We start from the raw sequence: 19,953 nt of genomic DNA, 5'->3' as shown, positions 1-19,953 counted from the left end.
GCCCGATATTAGTTACACTCAAGGCAGGTCTCCTGGCTTGCGTACTGTTGTTTACCTTCCCGTCCGAAAACAGTGGTTTGGAGTTAACAACAGCCCCCCGATAATCAGGGTAAGCTTACAGTTGCGGGAACAGCCCGGGATTTTAACCCGGTTCCCTTTTAATGCGGCACGCCGAAAAATGCGCCGCAACCTTAAGTGCGGCAAAGATAGTATTATTAGCCACGAATTACACCTATTTGACAAATTTTTAAATTGAAATGTAAATAGACCCCACCCCAAGCCCGTCTACAGGAGAGGGAAGCCAGAACGTGCCTGCTCCGACACGCTTATCGGTTCGAGTGTAGCCCGCGTGAAGGATAGAGGCGATATACTGCGGAGGCACGGAGCAGATAAAGCCGATAGCCTGACGCTGTAGCCTGCCGGCCGGCAAAGGCAGGCTTGCGAAAGCGACACGCCCAAAATACAAAATCTTATAAATGCAAAAAGGGCACCCTATGCGGATGCCCTTTTGTTATTCAGGTTGGCTTATTATCGCTTAAGTGCGAAGTGGGCCTTGAATTCTTTAGTTACGTCTCCTTCCCTGTAGGTAACTGTGAACCAGTAGTCATCTGCAAGAACAGGGTAGCCATTGTAGGTACCATCCCATCCGTCTCCTGCAGGGGAAATCTGTTTCATTAGTTTACCATAACGGTCGAAGATATAAATTTTTACGTCTTCAAAATTCTTCATGCCAATGATGTTCCAGTAATCATGGTAACCATCACCATTTGGTGTAAAGAAGTTCGGGTAATCAATAACGCTTACATCTTCAAGAAGCATATTGAATTCGTCACAAGGATCGTCTGTAGAAATGTCACGTACGTGGATCTCGTGCGGCCCGGCGTACACATTGGTAAACACATTCGAGTTTTGCCAAGGCCCATTATCAAGCTGGTACTGGTATTCGCCATAACCTTGTGCAAGTACGGTAATGATCTGCTCATCGCTAAATGCGTTGCTTACCACATAACCGATACCGATAGGGCTTGCAGGGCCACTGCGAAGTACCGTTACCGGAGCAATAGGGTCAGATACACATCCTGTCGCACTTGTAGCTACTACAGTATATTCACCTGCAGCAGTTGCTGTATACGTAGGGCCTGTAGCACCCGGGATTACAGCGCCATCGTGGTACCATACAAAAGTATGGGTAGCATCCAGTCCGCTGTCCATCGGATGAGGACGCAGTACTTCCTGTGTATCAAAATTCACACATATTGTACCACCTTCCAGGCTCGGCTCCGGTATACGCTCCACAAACAGCTCCAATGTAGTCACCTCATGACATCCGCTTACGGTTGACTCGTTGGTTACCCTTACCCAGATCATTTGGTAATCAGGCGTGTTTTGGTAAGCTGTAGGGTTTGCTATCGCATTCTCTCCTGCTTCCGCATCTTCAAGGCTGGTATAGTAAGTTACACTGTAATTAGCAGGGTTCTGCGTGCCAAGGGCATCGTCATCTGCACGTGTAAGGTCGAAGGTAAATATACCATCGTTAGTACCATCGTAGTCACATTCAAAGAACGTCTCCGTAATAGGGTTGGCTGTCGCAGCTTCTTCCACCAATAGTGTAAGCGGCGCTGTGATAGTACATTCTGTATCATTATTCACAACCTCTACAAGTATGTTCTGCTGGTTAGGAGAACTTGTATTGGTATAGATGTATGGCATTGCAATTCCGAGGCCCTGATCTGCCGCGTTGCGGTAGAACGTAACAGTATAATCGGCAGGATCGGTATTTGCACCAAGGATTTCATCCATATGGGTATTGAAATCGAACGTAGCAATACCGTCTGTATTCTGCTCACATATTGCGTAAGGCGCTATAACACCTGCCTCACCCAATACCGGAAGCGGGTTCACGATAAGGTCAAAATGCGTGATCGTGAAGCATACAGGGTTAGTCGGATCCTGAGTATTAGCCTCTGCCCTTACCCAGATCGTAGCGTTGCCGCTATTGTAAGCTGTATAGTTCAATATAGGGTTTGTCCTGTTGTTGGCATCTTCTTCAGTTTCATAGTATGTCAACACCATGTTGAAATCATTATCCCTTATGTCGGTTTCCGCATCGGTAAGGTCAAATATTTCCTGTCCGTCACCAGAGCCATTCACGTCACACAGTTCAAGCGGCTCGACATCCTGATCCGGTTGAGGCAGCGGAAGTACTTTAATAGTAAGTGTTGTATAGCTCTTACATCCTTCCGGTGTAGTAACCATTACATACAATGTTTTAGGGTTACCTGCCGGTGGTGCCGGATTGGTATACGTTTCAGGATTTGGTATAGGCGTCACATCAGATGTAACCCTTGGGTCCAATTCGTAGTAAGCAACTGTATTGCCTTGTCCTATTCCGTACTGTCCAAGTATCTCCTCATCTTTAGTAGTAAGGTCAAACTGTGCTATGCCGTCATTTCCTATATAAGTACCGTCAGGAGCATACAGGCTCTCATTACAAACGGTCAGCATGGTAGGTTGCGTAAGCAGCAGCGGCATGTTCAATTCAAGGTCGAAACTTGTAACACTAAAACATTCTGTACCCGGTGTCTGTACCCTTACCCAGATTGTCTGCCCGTTCGTACCGTTGTAGTGCGAAGGGTTAGTAATCCGTGGAACGCCATTCTGTGCATTGGCTTCGCTGGTAAAGTATTGTATTGTCAGCGTTGAAGGATCCCTGTTCATGGCAGCATAAATAATTGCATCCTGCTGTGTCAGGTCAAAGTAAGCCTTACCATCCTGTCCGTTGTTGTCCTGGTCGTCACATTGCACAAGATCCTCAAGATCTTCCGGTGCTATAGGTGCAGGCGTTACCGTAAGCGTCAACACATAAGGCGTGGCATTTGTACATCCCGTTACCGTGTTTTCAACCCTTACATAAATCATCTGCACAAATGGATTTACATTTTGGTAGTTGCTTGTATTTGGTATTGCATTTACATTGTCTATAGCGTCCTGGTTTGTAAGGTGGAATGTCACCTGTAGATTCGGAGCGCCATTAACCATATCTTCCAAAAGGTCATTAAGGTCAAATTCACCAATACCAAGGCCTGTGGTATCACAAACATTGAGTTCTTCAGCTGTTGGAAGCACCAATATCGGAAGCGGTTCTACCCTAAGGTCAAGAAGCACTATCCTGTAACAACCCGTTTCCTCAAGCTCCACTTTTACAAAAATGGTCTCTACGGCAGCGTTATTGGTATAAGCTTCAGGGTTTCCAATAGCATTCGTACCTGCTACCGCATCATCATAAGTGTGGTAGAAAGTTGTATTGATACCCGATTGCGGCACTCCCGATACAGTAATGATCTCGTCAATTTTCGTAGTAAGATCGAATACTTCCCTCTCATCACCAAAATTTGTGGTATCGCATAATGTATATGGTGTAGGCTGGTTGGCTACCGGAAGCGGGTTCACGATAAGTTCGAGCTCTACTACATCATAACAGCCTGTTGTATTATTGGTTACCCTTGCCCAAACTGACCTGCTGGCAGTGCTATAAGATGCAGGTGTATTTATACGGTCTCCGGCAATATCATTTTTAGCTCCATTTTCACTTGTATAGAAAGCAATGCTAAAGGCGGTTGGGTCGATAGTGCCCAGTATCTCTGCTTCCCTGGTTGTAAGGTCGAATGTTGCAATACCATCGTTATCGTTATTGCCGTTATCGCAAAGCAAATAAGGCTCCGGCTCTGTAGCTACCGGTACCGGGTGAACTATCAGCTGTAAAGGCACGATGTCGAAACAGTCGGTAAATGCGCTTTTTACTACTATATATAGTGTCTGCACCCCACCTGTTGTTAGCGCATATACATTGTTGTATGCTGAAATATTAAGCAGCGGGTTGCCTTCAATAGAATTCGTCCCAAACAGGGCATCATTCATTGTTTCATGTGTTGAAAGTGTAACATTTCCTCCCATTTGAGCTATGATGTTATCAAGAGCTGTCTGGATATTGAAGGTTGCTACATTATCATTATTGAAATCACACTCTTCCAGCGGTGCCTGGTCAGGCGCTATCGGTGCAGGAAGCACTTCAAGGTCTACAGTCGCGATAACAACACATCCTGTAATTACGTTCTCTACCCTCGCATATATTGTAGCGGTAGGAGAAAGGTATGGCGAATGAAGGTAGTTATCCGGCGTTGGGTTTTGTGCATCGTTAAGTGACGCATAATAAGCTACGGTATATCCGGAAGCACCCATTGTTACAACCGGATCAATCTGGGAAAGGTCAAAAAGGCCTTCACCCGGCTGCTCTTCACAAGAATAGAATGGATCCATGTTCGTATTTACAACAGGAAGGGGGTTCACCACAAGTTCAAAAGAAGTTGTATTGAAACATCCAAAACTGCTTTCGAGCCTTACCCATACAGTTGCGTTGCCACTTTGGTAATTGCCCGCATCGGTTATCTCTGCTGTGTCATCAATAGCATCCTGTTGTGTTGGGTAATAGGTTACCGTTACATCAGGGTTGCTGGTTACTTCAGGCGTTTTTGTAGTAAGGTCAAAATATTCCACTCCATCCGGTGCGTTATTATCATCACATACTACATAAGCGCTTATAGGGCTAACCGCAGGCTTAGGCTGAACAGTAAGCTGTACCGACTGTATAGAGTAACAATCTGTAGTACTGCTTGCCTTTATAGCCCTTATATAAACAATTGATGTCGGTGCCTGGTAGGCATCCGGCTGTTGTATCGGCTGTAGGTTGTATTGCGCGTTAAATTCGCTTGTATGGTAAGATACAACAACACCGCTAGCGCCATCTACTACTTCTGTGCCCGCAGGGGTCAGGTCGAATGTAGCAAGACCATCAAAATCATCGTCACAAACTTCGATCTCAGCGGCAGGCACCAATACCGGCCTCTTGTCTATCTTCACGCGGAATTCGTACTCATCGCTGCAAATTACCGTAGCCGCAGTACCTGTTTGCTGGTATATGTACAGAACAGCATCATCTGTAATTTCCTGCCCGGCATCATATTGCGTACCGGTACCATCATGGCCGGTGTAGTAATGCTGGTCCGGAGAGCTAAGCGGGTCAAGGAAGAAGCTTTCGCAGGCGGTAACCCATGCAGGCTCATCTACAACCGGAAGTGGATTGATTGTAACCGTAAAACTTCCCTCATCGGTACAGTTATTCGGTGTGGTATTGGACTGCGCATACACATAAATGATCTGCGTAGTGTTGATCACAGTGCCGGCAGTCAATTGTGTCCCTGTACCGTTCGGACCAGTAAAATAGTTTCCAACAGTAAGTGCAGGAAGCGTATATCCTGTATCGCTACATGCATAGGCATCAGCAGGAACTACTACCACCGGTTTAGGGGTAATAATAAACTTAACCGATGAAGTTGCATAACAATCTTCATTACCTGCACTGGTCACACGTATATATACCACCTGGCCATCTGTTACAGGGACAGCTGTCGGTGTATTTACAAGCTGTGTATTTTGTGTAGCGCCATTAAGGGTTGTATGATAGCTTACTACAAAATCGTTCGGGTCCTGGCCTGCAAGTGCATCTCCGTCCAGTGTAGTCAGGTCGAAAATTTCAGAGCCGTTATTGTCATTATCACAAAGCTGCTGATCTACAGGAGAGTTTGCAAGGGGAGCCGGACTTGCCTTTATTATGAATGATGTAATTTCATGACAGTCGGTAAAATAATTCGTTACCCTTGCCCAGATTTCCTGCTCAGTACCGTCAGTCTCGTAATTTGTTGTCTCCGATGCAGGGATGGCATTAAAACCATTGTCGGCATCAAATGCGTTCGTATAGAAAGTTACCTCGTTAATTACAGGATCCAATCCATTAAGTATCTCATCATTGTTTTGAGTAAGATCAAAAGAATAAGGAGGCTGGCCTACTGCGCATACGATTATATCCTCAGGCTCTCCTAATATTATCGGTTCGCGTGTAAAGCCCGTGGTTTTAGAATAGGTACATACCGCATTACCATAACCAACAGAAGCAGTAAGCGTAAAAATTGTAGTACCTACAGGAATACCGCTTGCCGATGTATTTAAAGCTGCAGCATTTGCAATTGGCACAGCAGCGTCCCACATTACATTGGTACCTGTAGTGCCTCCTGAGCCGGTGCCTGAAGCAGTTATAGTAATTGGCGTGCTCAAAGCTGGTGAGATCGGCACAGTGAATATAGATGCCGTTGATGGCGAACATGAGTTGTCATTAATTACCGAAGTCGGGAGGTTTGCAATATTACCCGAGGTATAGCTGATAGACTGCTGCGCATTACAGGTAGCATCAAGGTTTGTAAATGTAATACTTGCACTGGTTAATTTACCTACGTCAGCACCAATACAGTCATATATCTGTACCGCCCACCCACCGGCGGCGGCATTCACTCCATAAAAGGCTGCCCAGTTTATCGGTGTCGGGACAAGAGGGTTTCCAGCTAAATATCCACCCCATGTACCGCTAAGGGGAACGTCGGGGTCACAAACATCTATGAAGTTAGTTGATGTATTATTAAGTGTAAAGTTGATAACGTTGTCTGAGCTGTTACATATCCCACCTCCCGGATTGCCTGTCTGGCCCGGGTTAGGCATTAGCGGTATGGTAACGCCGTTTGGTCCGATAAGGTAAAAACCAAGGTCGGAAACGTAAGTATGGGTAGCGTTGAATGTTACGCTAATTTGTGTAGTCGGTGTGATAATCGCTTCCGGAGGCGGCGGGTTATAATACGTGAACGAACCTGTAGTCTGTACAGTTCCGCTAAGATTGGTAGTATCACATCCCGAAGGCTGGTTGCTGGCTGTCATTTGCACATTCAGGTTCCAAACCCATGCGTTGTAGCATGCAAGGAGTGTAGTACCGCTGTATATCTGAACCCTGTAACCATCGCTCGGCAGGTTAGAGATCGTAGAGCTTGTACCTGTCTGCGTAGTATATAGCGCCCATGATGAGTTGGCCTGGTTGTGATAATACCATTTAAAGGTAAAAGGCCCGGTTGCCGCAGCGTAGGTTGCCGTAAGGCTTCCTGTGGTAGCACTAAGCCCTTCGTTACACCAAATATATATAGGATCGTTCGGTGTGCCGTTGGTATAGGCAGTTGTGGCAGAGCCTGAATTTCCGTTAGGTGTAATCTGCGCATTTAGCGCCAGGGAACACAACAGGAACAATGCCAGTGAGATAATTTTTTTCATGCTTTTTCTTTTTATTTACCGCCTTTTACAACTTCGATTCTTTCTAAAACACGCTGCTTCTCGTTCTCATAAACTGAGATACTTTCAGCATCTTGCCTTTCTTTTGCCAATGTCAGTTTTCTGTCTACATCATATAGCCTGGTCTCCAATTCGGATTGGGAAAGTTCCAGAAATGTTGGTGCAGCTTCTCTCACGACCTGGGGGGCCGGGGCGTCCAAAGGCCTTTCAACTCCCTGCGCTTCATAAATAACAACACCATTGGGCTCTGTTTTCACTACCTTAAGAGCGCTTTTACTTTCCTGTGCATGGCACACAAGCGTAAGCATAAGGGCTGCGGCAAGCATATAACAATTTTTCATAGGTAAATAATTTTCTTCATTTGTTTAGTAGTCAAAATATTTAAAAGGATCCGGCGGATATCATTTTTGTCTTATAGCTTCACTATGAGCTTCCTTATCCCGCGTGTCACCTAAAAATATTTTGGTGCGAAATTTACATAAATTTGATTCAAATAAAACACAAAACAGGTTATTTTTTTATATACAACATTCGTATTCGCATTTACCCTACGCGTTTTTTTGAAAAAATTTCATTTTTAACAATTTATAAAGGAAGTGTGATTTTAATAGCTTTTCATTTTGGCTGCTATATCATAACGTTAAAAAAACCAATATAAGTATCCCGCGTACAATCAACTTTTATAATTATCTTTGCCTGCTGATTTTTACCTGTACTAATAAAACAAAAATAATGATCCATAACGACGACAGCAAAGACGAAATAGGAGACAACCATATAGCATCGGGCGCAAAGACACCAGTAAGGCCGGATGCCTTTGATATGACTGATGACGAAAAGATTGCATCGATAAAAAAAGACGTAGAGAACATATTAGTTACCCTGGGAATGGACCTTACCGATGACAGCATCAAAGGAACGCCCAACCGTGTAGCAAAAATGTTCGTTAAAGAAATATTCGGCGGGCTCAACCCTGCAAAAAAACCAGGGTCCTCTACATTCGAGAATAAATATAAGTACGGCGAAATGCTCGTAGAAAAAAACATTACTGTATATTCTACCTGCGAGCACCACTTGCTGCCAATTGTGGGGCGCGCGCATGTGGCGTACATATCCAACGGTACTGTGGTAGGGCTTTCTAAGATGAACCGCATCGTAGATTATTTTGCCAAAAGGCCGCAGGTTCAGGAAAGGCTTACCATGCAGATCGTGCAGGAGCTTAAAAAAGTGCTGGGTACCGAAGATGTTGCCTGTGTGATCGATGCCAAGCACCTTTGCGTGAACTCACGCGGCATACGTGATATCGAAAGCAGCACCGTAACCTCTGAATTTGGAGGCAGGTTTAAAGAAGAGAGCGTTCGCAGGGAATTTTTAGACTACATTAAACTGGATACGCAGTTTTAACACCTATATATAGTATACAACGCCAATTTATCAGCACATGCAGTTATACCAGCAACAGAATTTAAAGATCTACAATACGCTTAGCGGCGAAAAGGAAACATTTGTTCCCCTGCACGAAGGTGCTGTGGGCATGTATGTGTGCGGGCCTACCGTATACAGCAATGTACACCTTGGCAACTGCCGGACCTTTATCTCATTCGACCTGGTTTTCCGCTACCTGAAGCATTTAGGCTACAAGGTTCGCTATGTCAGGAATATAACCGATGTGGGCCACATTGAGGATGATGCCGATGAAGGTGAGGACAAGATCGCGAAAAAAGCAAGGCTTGAAAAGCTGGAGCCGATGGAAATCGTGCAGCAATATTCTGTCGATTTCCACCAGATCATGGAACTATTCAACAGCCTGCCGCCAAGCATTGAGCCAACTGCAACGGGACACATCATCGAGCAGATAGAAACCATAAAGCAGATATTCGATAACGGCTATGCTTACCTGGCAAACGGGTCGGTATATTTTGATGTGGTAAAATATAATGAAACGCATAATTACGGCATACTGAGCGGAAGGAACCTTGACGACATGCTGTCAAACTCGCGCGAACTTGCGGGACAGGATGAAAAAAAGAACCCTGCCGACTTTGCACTCTGGAAAAAAGCAGAGCCGGAGCACATCATGCGCTGGCCTTCGCCATGGGGCGACGGTTTTCCCGGGTGGCACCTGGAGTGTACGTCCATGAGCACCAAATACCTGGGCAATAAATTTGACATCCACGGCGGCGGTATGGATTTAAAGTTCCCTCACCACGAATGCGAGATCGCCCAAAACGAAGCCTGCACCGGCAATGCCCCGGTAAATTACTGGATGCACGCCAACATGCTTACGCTAAACGGCAAAAAAATGGCAAAGTCTACCGGGAATAATATACTGCCAAGAGAATTGTTCTCGGGCAATAACGACAAGTTGGGGAAAGCATTTTCGCCATCGGTGGCAAGGTTTTTCATGATGCAGGCACATTACAGGAGCATACTCGATTTTTCGAATGATGCCATTGTAGCCGCAGAAAAAGGCTATAACCGCCTTATGGAGGCAATGGATACCCTATCTGGCATTACCGCTTCGGGCAATTCAACCCTTGACATCGCAGCATGGAAACAGCTTTGCTACGATGCCATGAACGACGACTTTAACAGCCCGATACTAATTGCGCACCTTTTTGAAGGCGTGCGTTACATCAACCTGCTGAAAGAAGGCAAAGAGTCGCTTACCGCAGCCGACCTTGAAAGCCTAACGAAAACCATGCACTCCTTTATATATGATGTGCTTGGGCTTAAAAGTGAAGCAGGAGATGAAGGCAGCAACGACAAGCTGGAAGGCGTAATGAACATGCTTATATCTATGCGCAATGAGGCCCGTGCCAATAAGGATTTTGCACTGTCCGACCAGATACGCAACAGGCTTACCGAGCTTGGTATAGAACTGAAAGATGGCAAGGAAGGCACAACCTTTTCAATAAACTGATTTTGAAGGCGCGGCAGCTCATCACATTGCCTTTTGTACTGTTGATACGGTTTTACCAGGTAGCCATCTCCCCTATCCTGCCATCGGCATGCCGGTACACCCCTACCTGCTCACAATACACCATTGAGGCATTGCAAAAAAGGGGGCTGCTCATGGGAAGCTGGCTTGCCATAAAACGCATTGTAAGCTGCAATCCGTGGGGTGGCCGGGGTTATGACCCGGTACCCGAAAAGGGATGCGGGCATAAACATTAATTTAATATTGTTTTTTGGCGGCAATGCCCGGCATTTATTTAATTTTACAAAAACCAATACAACACAGATGATACACAGTTTAAGCATGGTATGGAACTCTCCCGAAGGATTTCACTTAGGCCCGATAATGCTGCGCTATTACAGCCTCGGATTTGTAATCGCCTTTGCCCTTGGGTGGTATATCATGAAAAAAATATTTGAGCGCGAAGGGGAATCGATGGAAAAACTGGATAAATTATTCATTTATACCCTTATTGCCACATTGCTTGGCGCAAGGCTCGGACAGGTTTTCTTTTACGACTGGCCCTATTTTCGTGAGCATCCCGAAGAAATACTGCTTCCTTTCAAATTCAGGCCGGAATTCGAATTTACAGGCTTTGCCGGGCTGGCCAGCCACGGTGCCGCCATTGCGATTATACTATTTATGATATATTACAGCCGGAAAGTGATTCACAGGCCGTTGCTTTGGGTACTGGACAGGGTTGTAATACCCGTAACGAGCGGCGGTATCTTCGTGCGTTTGGGTAACTTCTTTAATAGTGAAATATTAGGCGATGTAACTTCTCCCGACACACCTACCGCAGTTAAATTCATTCGTGGTGAAGATGACTATAATAAAGCCAAAATTGTAGCTAAAACAGGAATTGAGAACTATGATAAAGCATACGAGGCTGTTGAGCACGATCCTAAGTTTGCAAATATCCTGGCCGACATTCCTTACAGGCATCCGGCACAATTGTATGAGGCATTCCTTTATATATTCGTATTCCTTATCATCTTCTTTATGTACTGGAAAACCGATGCCCGCAAAAAGCACGGCCTTATTTTCGGGGTATTCCTTGTATTATTATGGACCGTACGCTTTGTAGTAGAGTTCGTTAAGGAGAGCCAGGGCGGTTTTGAAGGCAAAAATCCATTACTATCTACAGGGCAGTGGCTCAGCATACCTTTTATATTAGTGGGCTTCTACTTGATATTTACAGCAAAGAACAGGCAGGAAACCTTATAAAAGATACCAACCGCTCCCATAAAGAGCGGTTTTTTATTTTGGAATGGAATACCCTACCTGCACAGCTGTATGAAGCGTCCTGTTATGTATTCGTCTTCCTGATCATTTACCTGATGCACTGGAAAACCGATGCACGCAAAAAGTACGGGCTTATCTTTGGGGTTTTCCTTGTACTGCTGTGGAGTGCGCTTTGCGGTGGAATTCGTAAAGCAAAGCAAGGGCGGTATCGAAGGCGAAAACCCGATATTATCCACTGGGCAATGGCTTAGTATACCGTTTATATTAGAAGGTTTCTATTTGATATTTACTACTGGGAACAGGAGGGAAACGCTGTAAAGCGGCTAGAGCTATTGAGGATATTAAATAGAGCGATTACAAATATTTTTTCGAAAGATATTCCGTATAATCTTTTCTATAATCATCCTGAATTGGATTCACAGCTCCTGTAAGGCTTTCGACCAAAGGAGTTATTTTGTTTTTACGCTTATAAGAAAAGGAGCTTAAAAAAGCTCCTAAAAATTTAAATCTTATCATAATATAATAAGTTAATCAGTCAACTTAAAGTTGTAAATGATCTTACCCACCTGCTTTTCAGGCGCATCAGAACTGCTGTCGAATTTCGTTTGGAGGGCTGCTGCTTTTGCCTGGGTCAATAAACAGCTTGCAGGGTTGGTCGTACCCCTTGCTCCCGGAGTTGCCGCGATTACCTTGCCATCCCTGTCTACCGATACGGAAACAACTACTATACCTTCCTCATTACAATTATAATTTGGCTTTGGCTTGGTAAGTACTTTCCTGCCTGCCAGCTGGTAGTCCCCTACCCCTGTACCACGGCCGGCACCGCTTCCGCCGCCACTACCGCTTCCTGAGCCGGGCCCCGTACCTGTTCCGTCACCAGAACCCTGTCCACCGCCACGGCCTCCGCCGCTTCCTCCCGAACCGGAATAAGCACCGGAGCTTATATCGCCGTTCCTGCTGCCCTGGTTGCCTGCCCTGCCGGTTTCGCCATCGCCGGTATTGTTGCTGTTAAGCAGGTTATCCAGTGCGCTGTTAGTAGTTTTTTTAGGTGTTACAGGCTTATCGGTTTCAGGCTTGGCATTTTGCATGCGTGGGTCTTTTTTCTCAACGGGCTTGGTATTGGCCACCGCTTCCGACTCATCGTCATCGCTGCCCACTACTTCTTCCGAAGGAGCGCTTGGGGCAGGCTCGGCCTTTACCTTACTCGCGGCTTCGAGCAACTCACTCCTGTAATTGGCACCCACACCATCGTTGCTGTCGCCAAAATTCAGGGTAACGCCTCCTCCCCCGCCACCGCCTTCAAGCATAACCGTGAGCGGGTCGGGGTACGTAACTGTATAGGTAACAAAAACCAGCGGCAGGAATATTGCAAAAAAAATGCATATCGTTATTATCGCCGATTCTTTTTCCTCTTTTGTTATCTTCTCCATGGTTTACTGTTTAGATACAGCGATCACAAATTTCAGCTTCAGGCGCTCGCCTACCTGCAGCAGGTCTACCATATCCTGTGCCAGGCAGTTGTAAGGAAAACGCACGATAACGGTATTGTCGCCCGTTTTCTGTACCTGCTCGGCAAGCTTGCTTTCCAGCTCTTCGTAGGTTACCGGCACTTTATCTATAAAATATTGCTTCGTTTCATCTTCCATCACAAGCACCGATACGCTGGTGTGCGCCTTATCGGTAGTAGCCGTTGTGCGCGCCTTGGGCAGCATCAGCTTTATAACGTTCGGGTTGGCAAGCGTAGATATGATAAGGAAGAACAGGAGCAAAAAGAACATGATATCGCTAAGCGCTGACGCCGCGATCTCTGCATGGAAACGTTTATTTCTCCTTACCCTCATTTTCCTGTCGTGATTAGGTTAACGAATTGTATTGCCTGTTTTTGTATGCGTAATGCAAAGCTGTCGATGACCATATTAAAATAGTGGTATCCTGAATAAGCCACCACACCAACGATAAGGCCTAAGCCGGAACTGATCATCTTTTCATAAAGGCCTTCGGAGATGCTTCCGATGGAAATATCAGCAGTCTCGGATATCTGGTAGAATATCTTGATAACCCCTGCAATGGTACCGATAAAGCCCAAAATAGGCGCAATACCGGCTGCAAGTCCCAGCCAGCCCAATTTTCTTTCCATAAGGCCAATCTCTACATTGGTCGCTTTTTCCATCATCCCTTCGATCTCGCCCATTGGCCTGCCCAGCATAGAGATGCCGCTTTCAAGGATATTGCCTTCTGCAGTGCCCGCTTTTGCAGCCGTCATCTGGGCTACTTCTATCTTGCCTGTGGTTATCTGGTGGCGCACATCGCTCATCAGCGATTCGTTATGCCTTGTCACTTTTTTATAGTACATCGCCCTTTCTATAATTACATAAAGGGTAAAGAAAAACAGCAGTAATATCGGGATAACCATCACCCCGCCTTTCATAACCAGCGATAAATAGTTTACTGATATTTCTTTTGTTTCGATAACCGCAGCTGTAGAGTCCTTGGCAGCAGCCGGTATGCTATCCTGTAGTAATAAGAAAATGAAATTTGTCATGCTTTACGTGTTTCTTTTAAATATAGTGCTTAGGCAAAATGCCAGTATTTATAATTGATAACGAATATATGATTTTTTGAGTATGCAGAAAAACAAATAAAAAAAAACCTGCCTATCGGATAGGCAGGTTTATTATATAATTAACAAGATGAATTATTTCAATTTTTCAGGAACGATCTCGTCGTTGTGTTCGTGCTCGATCTTGTCTTTGTCTTTAGCAGACATTGTATCAACAAGTACCGGCGTTGCAATGAACAGCGATGAATAGGTTCCTACGATGATACCTACAAGCATCGCGAAGATGAACCCGCGGATAGAATCGCCACCGAAGATAAACATGATCGCCAACACAAGAATCATGGTAAGTGATGTATTCACCGTCCTTGACATAGTAGTGTTGATTGATTTGTTCACTATTTCATAGAAGTTACCTTTTGTCTTACCTGCAATGTATTCCCTGATCCTGTCGAATACGATTACGGTATCATTCATCGAGTACCCGATAACTGTAAGGATAGCCGCGATAAAGTGCTGGTCCATTTCCATGTGGAATGGCATAAACTTGTAGCATAGCGAGTAGATACCCAATACGAAGATAACGTCGTGCGCCACCGCCGCGATTGCACCAAGGCTGTACTGCCATCTCCTGAAGCTCACCATAAGGTAAATGAACACGATAGCCATAGATCCTAATACTGCCCAGAACGAGTTGGTCTTAATGTCATCTGCAACCACAGCGCTCACTTTGGAAGCCTGGAGGATACCGATTTTCTTACCCTGGTAAGTGTTTACGAATTTCTCATACGTTACATCACTTGAGTAATGGCTCTTAAGGCCTTCGTATAGTTTTTTGTTAACTTCTGCATCGGCTTCAACTGTATTTTCTTTTACCTTATATTTTGTAGTGATCCTAAGCTGAGAATCGTTACCGAACACTTTTACGTCAACACCTTCGTTAAACGCTTTTTCAAGCTCGTCTTTTACCTCGTCAGCCGAAACAGATTTCTCAAATTTCACCTGGAATGTACGCCCTCCTACGAAGTCGATACCCTGGTCAAGGCCATTAACATAGAAAGACACACAGCTTACTATAACTACAAGTGAAGAGAATATGTAAGTAAATTTCTTAGCGCCAAGGAAGTTGAAATGGAAATTGGTGAACCAGTTCTTAGACATTCCTGTAACGAATGTTACCACATTTCCTTTCCTGATATCGTGGTCAAGGAAAAGCCTTGCAATGAATATAGAAGTAAATAGTGAGGTGAAGATACCTATCAATAGTGTAGTGGCAAAACCTTTAACCGGGCCGGTACCGAATATCAATAGTACAAGACCTGTAAGTACGTGCGTTACGTTGGCATCTGTGATAGATGACATCGCACCCCTCCAGCTATAGGAAGCCTTAACGGCTTCGTCAAGTGTTTTTCCTGAACGCAATTCTTCTTTTGCGCGCTCGTAGATGATGATGTTCGCATCCACTGCAGTACCCATGGTAAGTACGATACCCGCAATACCCGGAAGCGTTAGCACCGCACCAAGGCTGGCAAGGAAACCGAAAAGGAACAATAAGTTCACAAGAAGCGCCACGTTAGCATACCAACCGGCCCTTCCGTAATATACGATCATCCATAGCGATACAAGCAGCAAACCTACAACCGATGACATAATACCGTTGTCGATAGCTTCCTGGCCCAGTGACGGACCTACAATTTCTGACTGTACGATTTCTGCTTTTGCAGGAAGTTTACCAGCCCTTAGTATGTTCGCTAAGTCTTTTGTTTCAGTTACATCAAATGCACCTGATATCTGCGAGTTACCGCCTGAGATAGGACCTGTGGTGACACCCGGTGCAGAATACACGACATTATCAAGAACGATAGCGATAAAGCCCTGTTCCCTGTATGCTTTGCCTGTCATTTCTTCCCATTTCTGGGCACCCCTTGGGCTCATCTGCATTTCTACCGACGGCTTGCCCATTTGGTCGAAAGCCGAGTTCGCACCTGTAATAACGTTCCCTCCAAGTGGTGCTATATTGTCTTTATTCGTCTTAAGCGCATAAAGCTCAACGAAAGTACCTTTCTTATCTTTACCTGAGGCTGCAGACGGCTTGCCCCATGCAAAACGTGCATAACGCTGTTCGCCTGTAAGCAAAGCGCGGATGTCTGCCCTTTTAAGGTAAGAGTTTATTTTAGCTGTATCTTTTGCAGCAGCCACACCGATGATCGGGCCTGACTGGCCTGGCATTAGTTTATCGAATAGTGGGTTGTTTCCTTTTTTGGCAGCATTAACAGAGTCTTTGCTTCCTAATAGTTTTTCAATAGAATCGTTTTCAGCTGTCTTAGTTTCTTTTGCATCAACTTTCTTTTCAGTTGCGATAAGGGCCTGGTTGGCAGCCATAAGGAAGTTTTGCATATCGCTCACTTTGTAAGCTTCCCAAAACTCAAGCTGTGCAGTGCTCGAAACAAGTTTCTTAACACGGTCGATATCCTTAGCACCCGGAAGTTCCAACATGATACGGCCTGACTCACCAATTTTCTGGATGTTTGGCTGTACTACGCCGAATTTATCGATACGCTCGGTCAATACGCCAAAAGCACTATCAATAGCCTCACTAACTTTTTTCCTTAATACCGCTTTCACCTGGGCATCGGTCATCTCTGTATTTACTGCCTGATCCATGATCCTGTTGGTAAACAGTTCCGGTGAAGCCAGCTTTACAGAGCCTTTTGATACTGCATCGAAAGCAATAAAGAACGCATCAAGATAATCCTGGTTACCTTGCCTGTCTTTGGTAGCTTTGTCCAAAGCCTGGTTGAAAACAGGGTTTGTAGAGTTATTCGCAAGTCCGCGAAGAATGTCTTTTACAGATATCTCAAGCATAACGTTGATACCTCCTTCAAGGTCAAGTCCTTTGTTTATCTGCTTATCACTTACTTCACCGTATGTATAACCAAGGTACACTACTGAATCTTTCATTGATTCAAGATAGGCTACCTCTTTGTCTGTATCGCCTTTAGCTAACGCTTTGGCATCATTCTGGATACCATGAGCTACATAGGTAAAAGTAAGCTGGTAAATACATACTAACGCAAATACGATTGCGAAAAATTTAATGAGTCCCTTATTCTGCATTATTACTTAAAATTAAAATTCCATTTTTTAAAAACGAGCAAATATATAATTTACCAATTGATAAACCAATTAATTTGCTAACATAATCATAAAAAACGAAATCCGCAGGAAATCCTTTATTTTAAAGGTTTACGATGAAAAATAATTTGTATTTTTGAAGAAACGGCAGAATTATGAAACGATTTTTGACCCTTTCCGCAATTGTTTTAGCCATGTTTCAGGCACAGGCACAGCAAACGCAATTGTCTCCCAGCCTGACTATCGCCACCAAAGAAAGTTTGCAAAAACTGGAGGAGCAAAAACAGCACGATATTGCCTTTTACGCTAAAAACAACACCCCGAAACAGGAAGTTTCTACCGCCAAACCTGAAGACGACTTTTACCAACTGTACATTACAGACGACAATAACCGCTATTACAATAATTACCACAATAATAATACAGACCCTATTATAGCGAGCATGCCATCGCCGGGGCCGAACCTTGACTATTATTATGTAAACCCTAACAGCAGCGGCAATTATGACAAGGTGGTAAAACAACAATAAGGCGGACACTATAATATATAGCCCACCTTATTGTATAATCTTTTATTTATTTGAAGATGCGGTACTAAACTGTATTATTCCGTATCGTTAGTAAACTGGATATTGGCATGCAGCTTGATCTCTTCTCCCAATACCAGTCCGCCCACCTCTGCGATACCGGCGGGGTGAATATCAAAGTCGTTGCGGTTTATCGTTCCGATGATTTCAAAACCCGCACGATTGATACCGAACCCATCTTTCGCTTCTCCTCCAAAAAAGACATCCAGCATAATTTCTTTTGAGATACCTTTTATCGTGAGCACACCTTTGAGCCTGTAGTTATCCCCTGCAACAGGGCTGAATGCGGTTGAGTGAAATTCCAGCTGCGGGAACAGGTCGGCGCTGAAAAAGTCAGGTGACTTAAGGTGCTCATCCCTGTCACGGTTGTTGGTATCTACACTAAAGGCATCTATAAACAGCTTAAACGAAGCGCCATTAAAATTGTCGTGCTGCGGCGTTACCATAGTGCCCGAGAAGATCTTGAATTCCCCCGTTACCGATGAAATGAAGAGGTGCCTTATCTTGAAATGAATATCGGAATGCGCAGGGTCGAGAGTCCAGTTTTTTGTTGCCATGATTTTTATTAAAAATTTTATCAGTAAAGACTTATTAAGTCTCTCACTAAATTACTCAGTACAGCGGGTTTATACTAATGTTTTCGGGAAAATTATTTGTTAAACTTATCAACAGTTGGTGTTTTCGATAAAATGCCATTGCCCGTAAACACTGATGCTTTATTACAGTTGGCGTATTCGTGAAAGTCTTTTCGCACCAAGATGAAGTTAATTGGCAATAACCTCATCCTGAGTCATCACGAACTTTGTAATGTAACCTAAAGTAAGATATCATGGCAAGTTCAAAACAAACCCCGGCACCCAAATCTTCCAGCGGCACTCCTTTACATAAACAGGACACGCCCGAACTGAAAAATTCGATGAAGGAAGCAGAGAAAGGCGCAGCCAAAAAAACAGCTGCTACCAAGACGCCCCAAAAGATACAGGAGGGCAAAACTGCAGAACATAAAAAGGAATATTAACATCCAAAATATAAAGCTATGCAAACAGACAACAACGGCAATCGCGACTGGAACAGCCGCGATGACCAAAACCGCAACATGAACGAAAATGAATCCCAACGTATGGGAAGCCGCGACAATGAAAATGACTGGGATACTACAGGCCGTTCTCAAAATGCAGGTAGCAGGAATAACGACGATATGAGCTATGAAGAGGACGACCTTCAGCAAATGCGAAGCGATAATGATGATTTTAATGATTCCGGATGGGACAGGGACAACATGAACAACAATGAAAGCCGCGATGCCCAATCCAGGACCTATAATGAAAGCGAAGATACCTGGGAAGAAGAGAAAAGAACAGGCGGCCGCGGCACCAGCAACAATGACTGGGACCAGAACGACCAGATGCAGCGCGGTGCGGGCCGCGGATTCCATGACGAAGAAAAACGCGATGCCTCTTCCAGCGATTATTATGATGATGAAAGCGACAGAAGGGACCGCACCGATAACAGCAGCCGCAACAACAGCGGTGATGATTTTTAGGGATCAGAGGTAAGAAATCATTTTTGAATTCCGAACCTGACCCAAAAGAGAGAGGGATAGCTTAGTGTTATCCCTCTTTTGTTTTTTTAACTATAAGTTTCCGGCAGACTATTACCAAGTCAAAAGAGCAGCATATATGTCATTCTGACGAAGGAAGAATCTCTAGTATTCGATAATTGAGATTCTTCACTCCGCAGGCTACGTTCAGAATGACAGAATGTGCTACTTTCGTTTACAAAATAATTTTTCCAAACACCTTTTTCTAAACCCTTCTGTGATCCGCTTTCCAGTTTTTTATCGATTTCTTAATTGCATCGGATGAAAGGTTTTCGCTGATCGCTTTCTGTGCGAGTGCAGCCAGTTCTTCATCGGGTGCGAAACGGAGGGCAAAGAGCTGGCCTTCGGTCAACTTCTCTTCCAACGACTCAAGCCGCTGGCCGGTTACCACAAAATAGCGGTAGCGCAACTCCCCTATCACGATCCTGTTTTGCAGCGTAAGCGCATAATGCTGGCGCAGCATAAAGGCTACCCAAATGATAACAGCTGTGATAGCCGAAAGGAAGCCCCACAGCAGCCTGTCAGGTTCATCATAAATTGCCTGGTACACGGTGAAGACAAAAAGCGCCATCATTAAAGGATAAAATATAAAATGGTGTGGCGGGTACCACCGGATGTGGTTCTTGTAGCTTTGTTGTGCCATAGCAGT

The 19,953-nt window shown here is 44.7% G+C and carries 16 protein-coding genes, 1 pseudogene and 1 riboswitch; of the genes and pseudogenes, 8 read left to right on the top strand and 9 right to left on the bottom strand.

The genetic code is table 11. The features are described from left to right. Window positions 1-5: 5 nt before the first annotated feature. A riboswitch (cobalamin riboswitch) is annotated at window positions 6-209 on the bottom strand. Between the two features lie 319 nt (window positions 210-528). After that, window positions 529-7,203: a T9SS type B sorting domain-containing protein gene (locus HYN59_RS09725; protein WP_108778076.1), complete on the bottom strand. Its 6,675-nt coding sequence runs from the start codon at window positions 7,201-7,203 to the stop codon at window positions 529-531. An 11-nt stretch (window positions 7,204-7,214) separates the two neighbouring features. Beyond that, on the bottom strand, window positions 7,215-7,562 hold the full coding sequence (locus HYN59_RS09720) for a hypothetical protein (RefSeq protein WP_146185911.1): 348 nt from the start codon (window positions 7,560-7,562) through the stop codon (window positions 7,215-7,217). 391 nt (window positions 7,563-7,953) lie between these two features. Here HYN59_RS09720 and folE point away from each other — a divergent pair, with 391 nt between their 5' ends. From folE to HYN59_RS09695, 5 genes and pseudogenes are all read left to right on the top strand, one after another. After that, window positions 7,954-8,625 carry a GTP cyclohydrolase I FolE gene (gene folE, locus HYN59_RS09715; RefSeq protein WP_108778074.1) on the top strand — a complete coding sequence of 224 codons (672 nt, stop codon included), beginning with the start codon at window positions 7,954-7,956 and terminating at the stop codon, window positions 8,623-8,625. Window positions 8,626-8,662: 37 nt separating this feature from the next. Beyond that, window positions 8,663-10,144 carry a cysteine--tRNA ligase gene (gene cysS / locus HYN59_RS09710; RefSeq protein ID WP_108778073.1) on the top strand — a complete coding sequence of 494 codons (1,482 nt, stop codon included), beginning with the start codon at window positions 8,663-8,665 and terminating at the stop codon, window positions 10,142-10,144. A 2-nt stretch (window positions 10,145-10,146) separates the two neighbouring features. Next, the gene (gene yidD, locus HYN59_RS09705) at window positions 10,147-10,398 is read left to right on the top strand and encodes a membrane protein insertion efficiency factor YidD (RefSeq protein WP_108778072.1); all 252 of its coding nucleotides are present in this window, start codon (window positions 10,147-10,149) and stop codon (window positions 10,396-10,398) included. Between the two features lie 67 nt (window positions 10,399-10,465). Then, window positions 10,466-11,407, top strand: a complete 942-nt coding sequence (gene lgt, locus HYN59_RS09700) for a prolipoprotein diacylglyceryl transferase (RefSeq protein WP_108779700.1) — start codon at window positions 10,466-10,468, stop codon at window positions 11,405-11,407. A 56-nt stretch (window positions 11,408-11,463) separates the two neighbouring features. Continuing rightward, window positions 11,464-11,743: pseudogene (locus HYN59_RS09695) on the top strand (prolipoprotein diacylglyceryl transferase family protein); the annotation flags it as partial. Window positions 11,744-11,779: 36 nt separating this feature from the next. On the opposite strand, the gene HYN59_RS18050 reads toward HYN59_RS09695, so the two are convergent. The 5 genes from HYN59_RS18050 to secDF form a co-directional block, all read right to left on the bottom strand. After that, window positions 11,780-11,941, bottom strand: coding sequence for a DUF6364 family protein (locus HYN59_RS18050; protein ID WP_181369411.1), 162 nt, complete (start codon window positions 11,939-11,941; stop codon window positions 11,780-11,782). An 11-nt stretch (window positions 11,942-11,952) separates the two neighbouring features. Further along, window positions 11,953-12,855, bottom strand: coding sequence for an energy transducer TonB (locus HYN59_RS18045; RefSeq protein ID WP_181369410.1), 903 nt, complete (start codon window positions 12,853-12,855; stop codon window positions 11,953-11,955). A gap of 3 nt (window positions 12,856-12,858) precedes the next feature. Beyond that, a complete protein-coding gene (locus HYN59_RS09685) occupies window positions 12,859-13,266 on the bottom strand; it encodes an ExbD/TolR family protein (RefSeq protein WP_108778071.1) in 408 nt (135 codons plus the stop codon). Continuing rightward, window positions 13,263-13,967, bottom strand: coding sequence for a MotA/TolQ/ExbB proton channel family protein (locus tag HYN59_RS09680; RefSeq protein WP_108778070.1), 705 nt, complete (start codon window positions 13,965-13,967; stop codon window positions 13,263-13,265). Before HYN59_RS09680 ends, HYN59_RS09685 begins: the two co-directional genes overlap by 4 nt. Before the next feature lie 153 nt (window positions 13,968-14,120). Beyond that, on the bottom strand, window positions 14,121-17,099 hold the full coding sequence (secDF, locus tag HYN59_RS09675) for a protein translocase subunit SecDF (RefSeq protein WP_108778069.1): 2,979 nt from the start codon (window positions 17,097-17,099) through the stop codon (window positions 14,121-14,123). Between the two features lie 173 nt (window positions 17,100-17,272). Here secDF and HYN59_RS09670 point away from each other — a divergent pair, with 173 nt between their 5' ends. After that, window positions 17,273-17,647, top strand: coding sequence for a hypothetical protein (locus HYN59_RS09670; RefSeq protein ID WP_146185910.1), 375 nt, complete (start codon window positions 17,273-17,275; stop codon window positions 17,645-17,647). Between the two features lie 74 nt (window positions 17,648-17,721). On the opposite strand, the gene HYN59_RS09665 is transcribed toward HYN59_RS09670, so the two are convergent. Continuing rightward, the gene (locus tag HYN59_RS09665; RefSeq protein WP_108778067.1) at window positions 17,722-18,261 is read right to left on the bottom strand and encodes a YceI family protein; all 540 of its coding nucleotides are present in this window, start codon (window positions 18,259-18,261) and stop codon (window positions 17,722-17,724) included. A gap of 272 nt (window positions 18,262-18,533) precedes the next feature. On the opposite strand from HYN59_RS09665, the gene HYN59_RS09660 reads away from it, so the two are divergent. Continuing rightward, window positions 18,534-18,722 (top strand): hypothetical protein, encoded by a 189-nt coding sequence (locus tag HYN59_RS09660; protein WP_108778066.1) that lies wholly within the window; start codon window positions 18,534-18,536, stop codon window positions 18,720-18,722. Between the two features lie 18 nt (window positions 18,723-18,740). After that, window positions 18,741-19,247 carry a hypothetical protein gene (locus HYN59_RS09655; protein WP_108778065.1) on the top strand — a complete coding sequence of 169 codons (507 nt, stop codon included), beginning with the start codon at window positions 18,741-18,743 and terminating at the stop codon, window positions 19,245-19,247. 262 nt (window positions 19,248-19,509) lie between these two features. On the opposite strand, the gene HYN59_RS09650 is transcribed toward HYN59_RS09655, so the two are convergent. Continuing rightward, window positions 19,510-19,947: a DUF6526 family protein gene (locus HYN59_RS09650; protein ID WP_108778064.1), complete on the bottom strand. Its 438-nt coding sequence runs from the start codon at window positions 19,945-19,947 to the stop codon at window positions 19,510-19,512. Window positions 19,948-19,953 lie beyond the last annotated feature (6 nt).

This window comes from Flavobacterium album (assembly GCF_003096035.1).
Lineage (GTDB): Bacteria > Bacteroidota > Bacteroidia > Flavobacteriales > Flavobacteriaceae > Flavobacterium > Flavobacterium album.
Note: the sequence above shows the minus strand (reverse complement) of the source record. Positions and strands in the feature narration are given on the sequence as shown.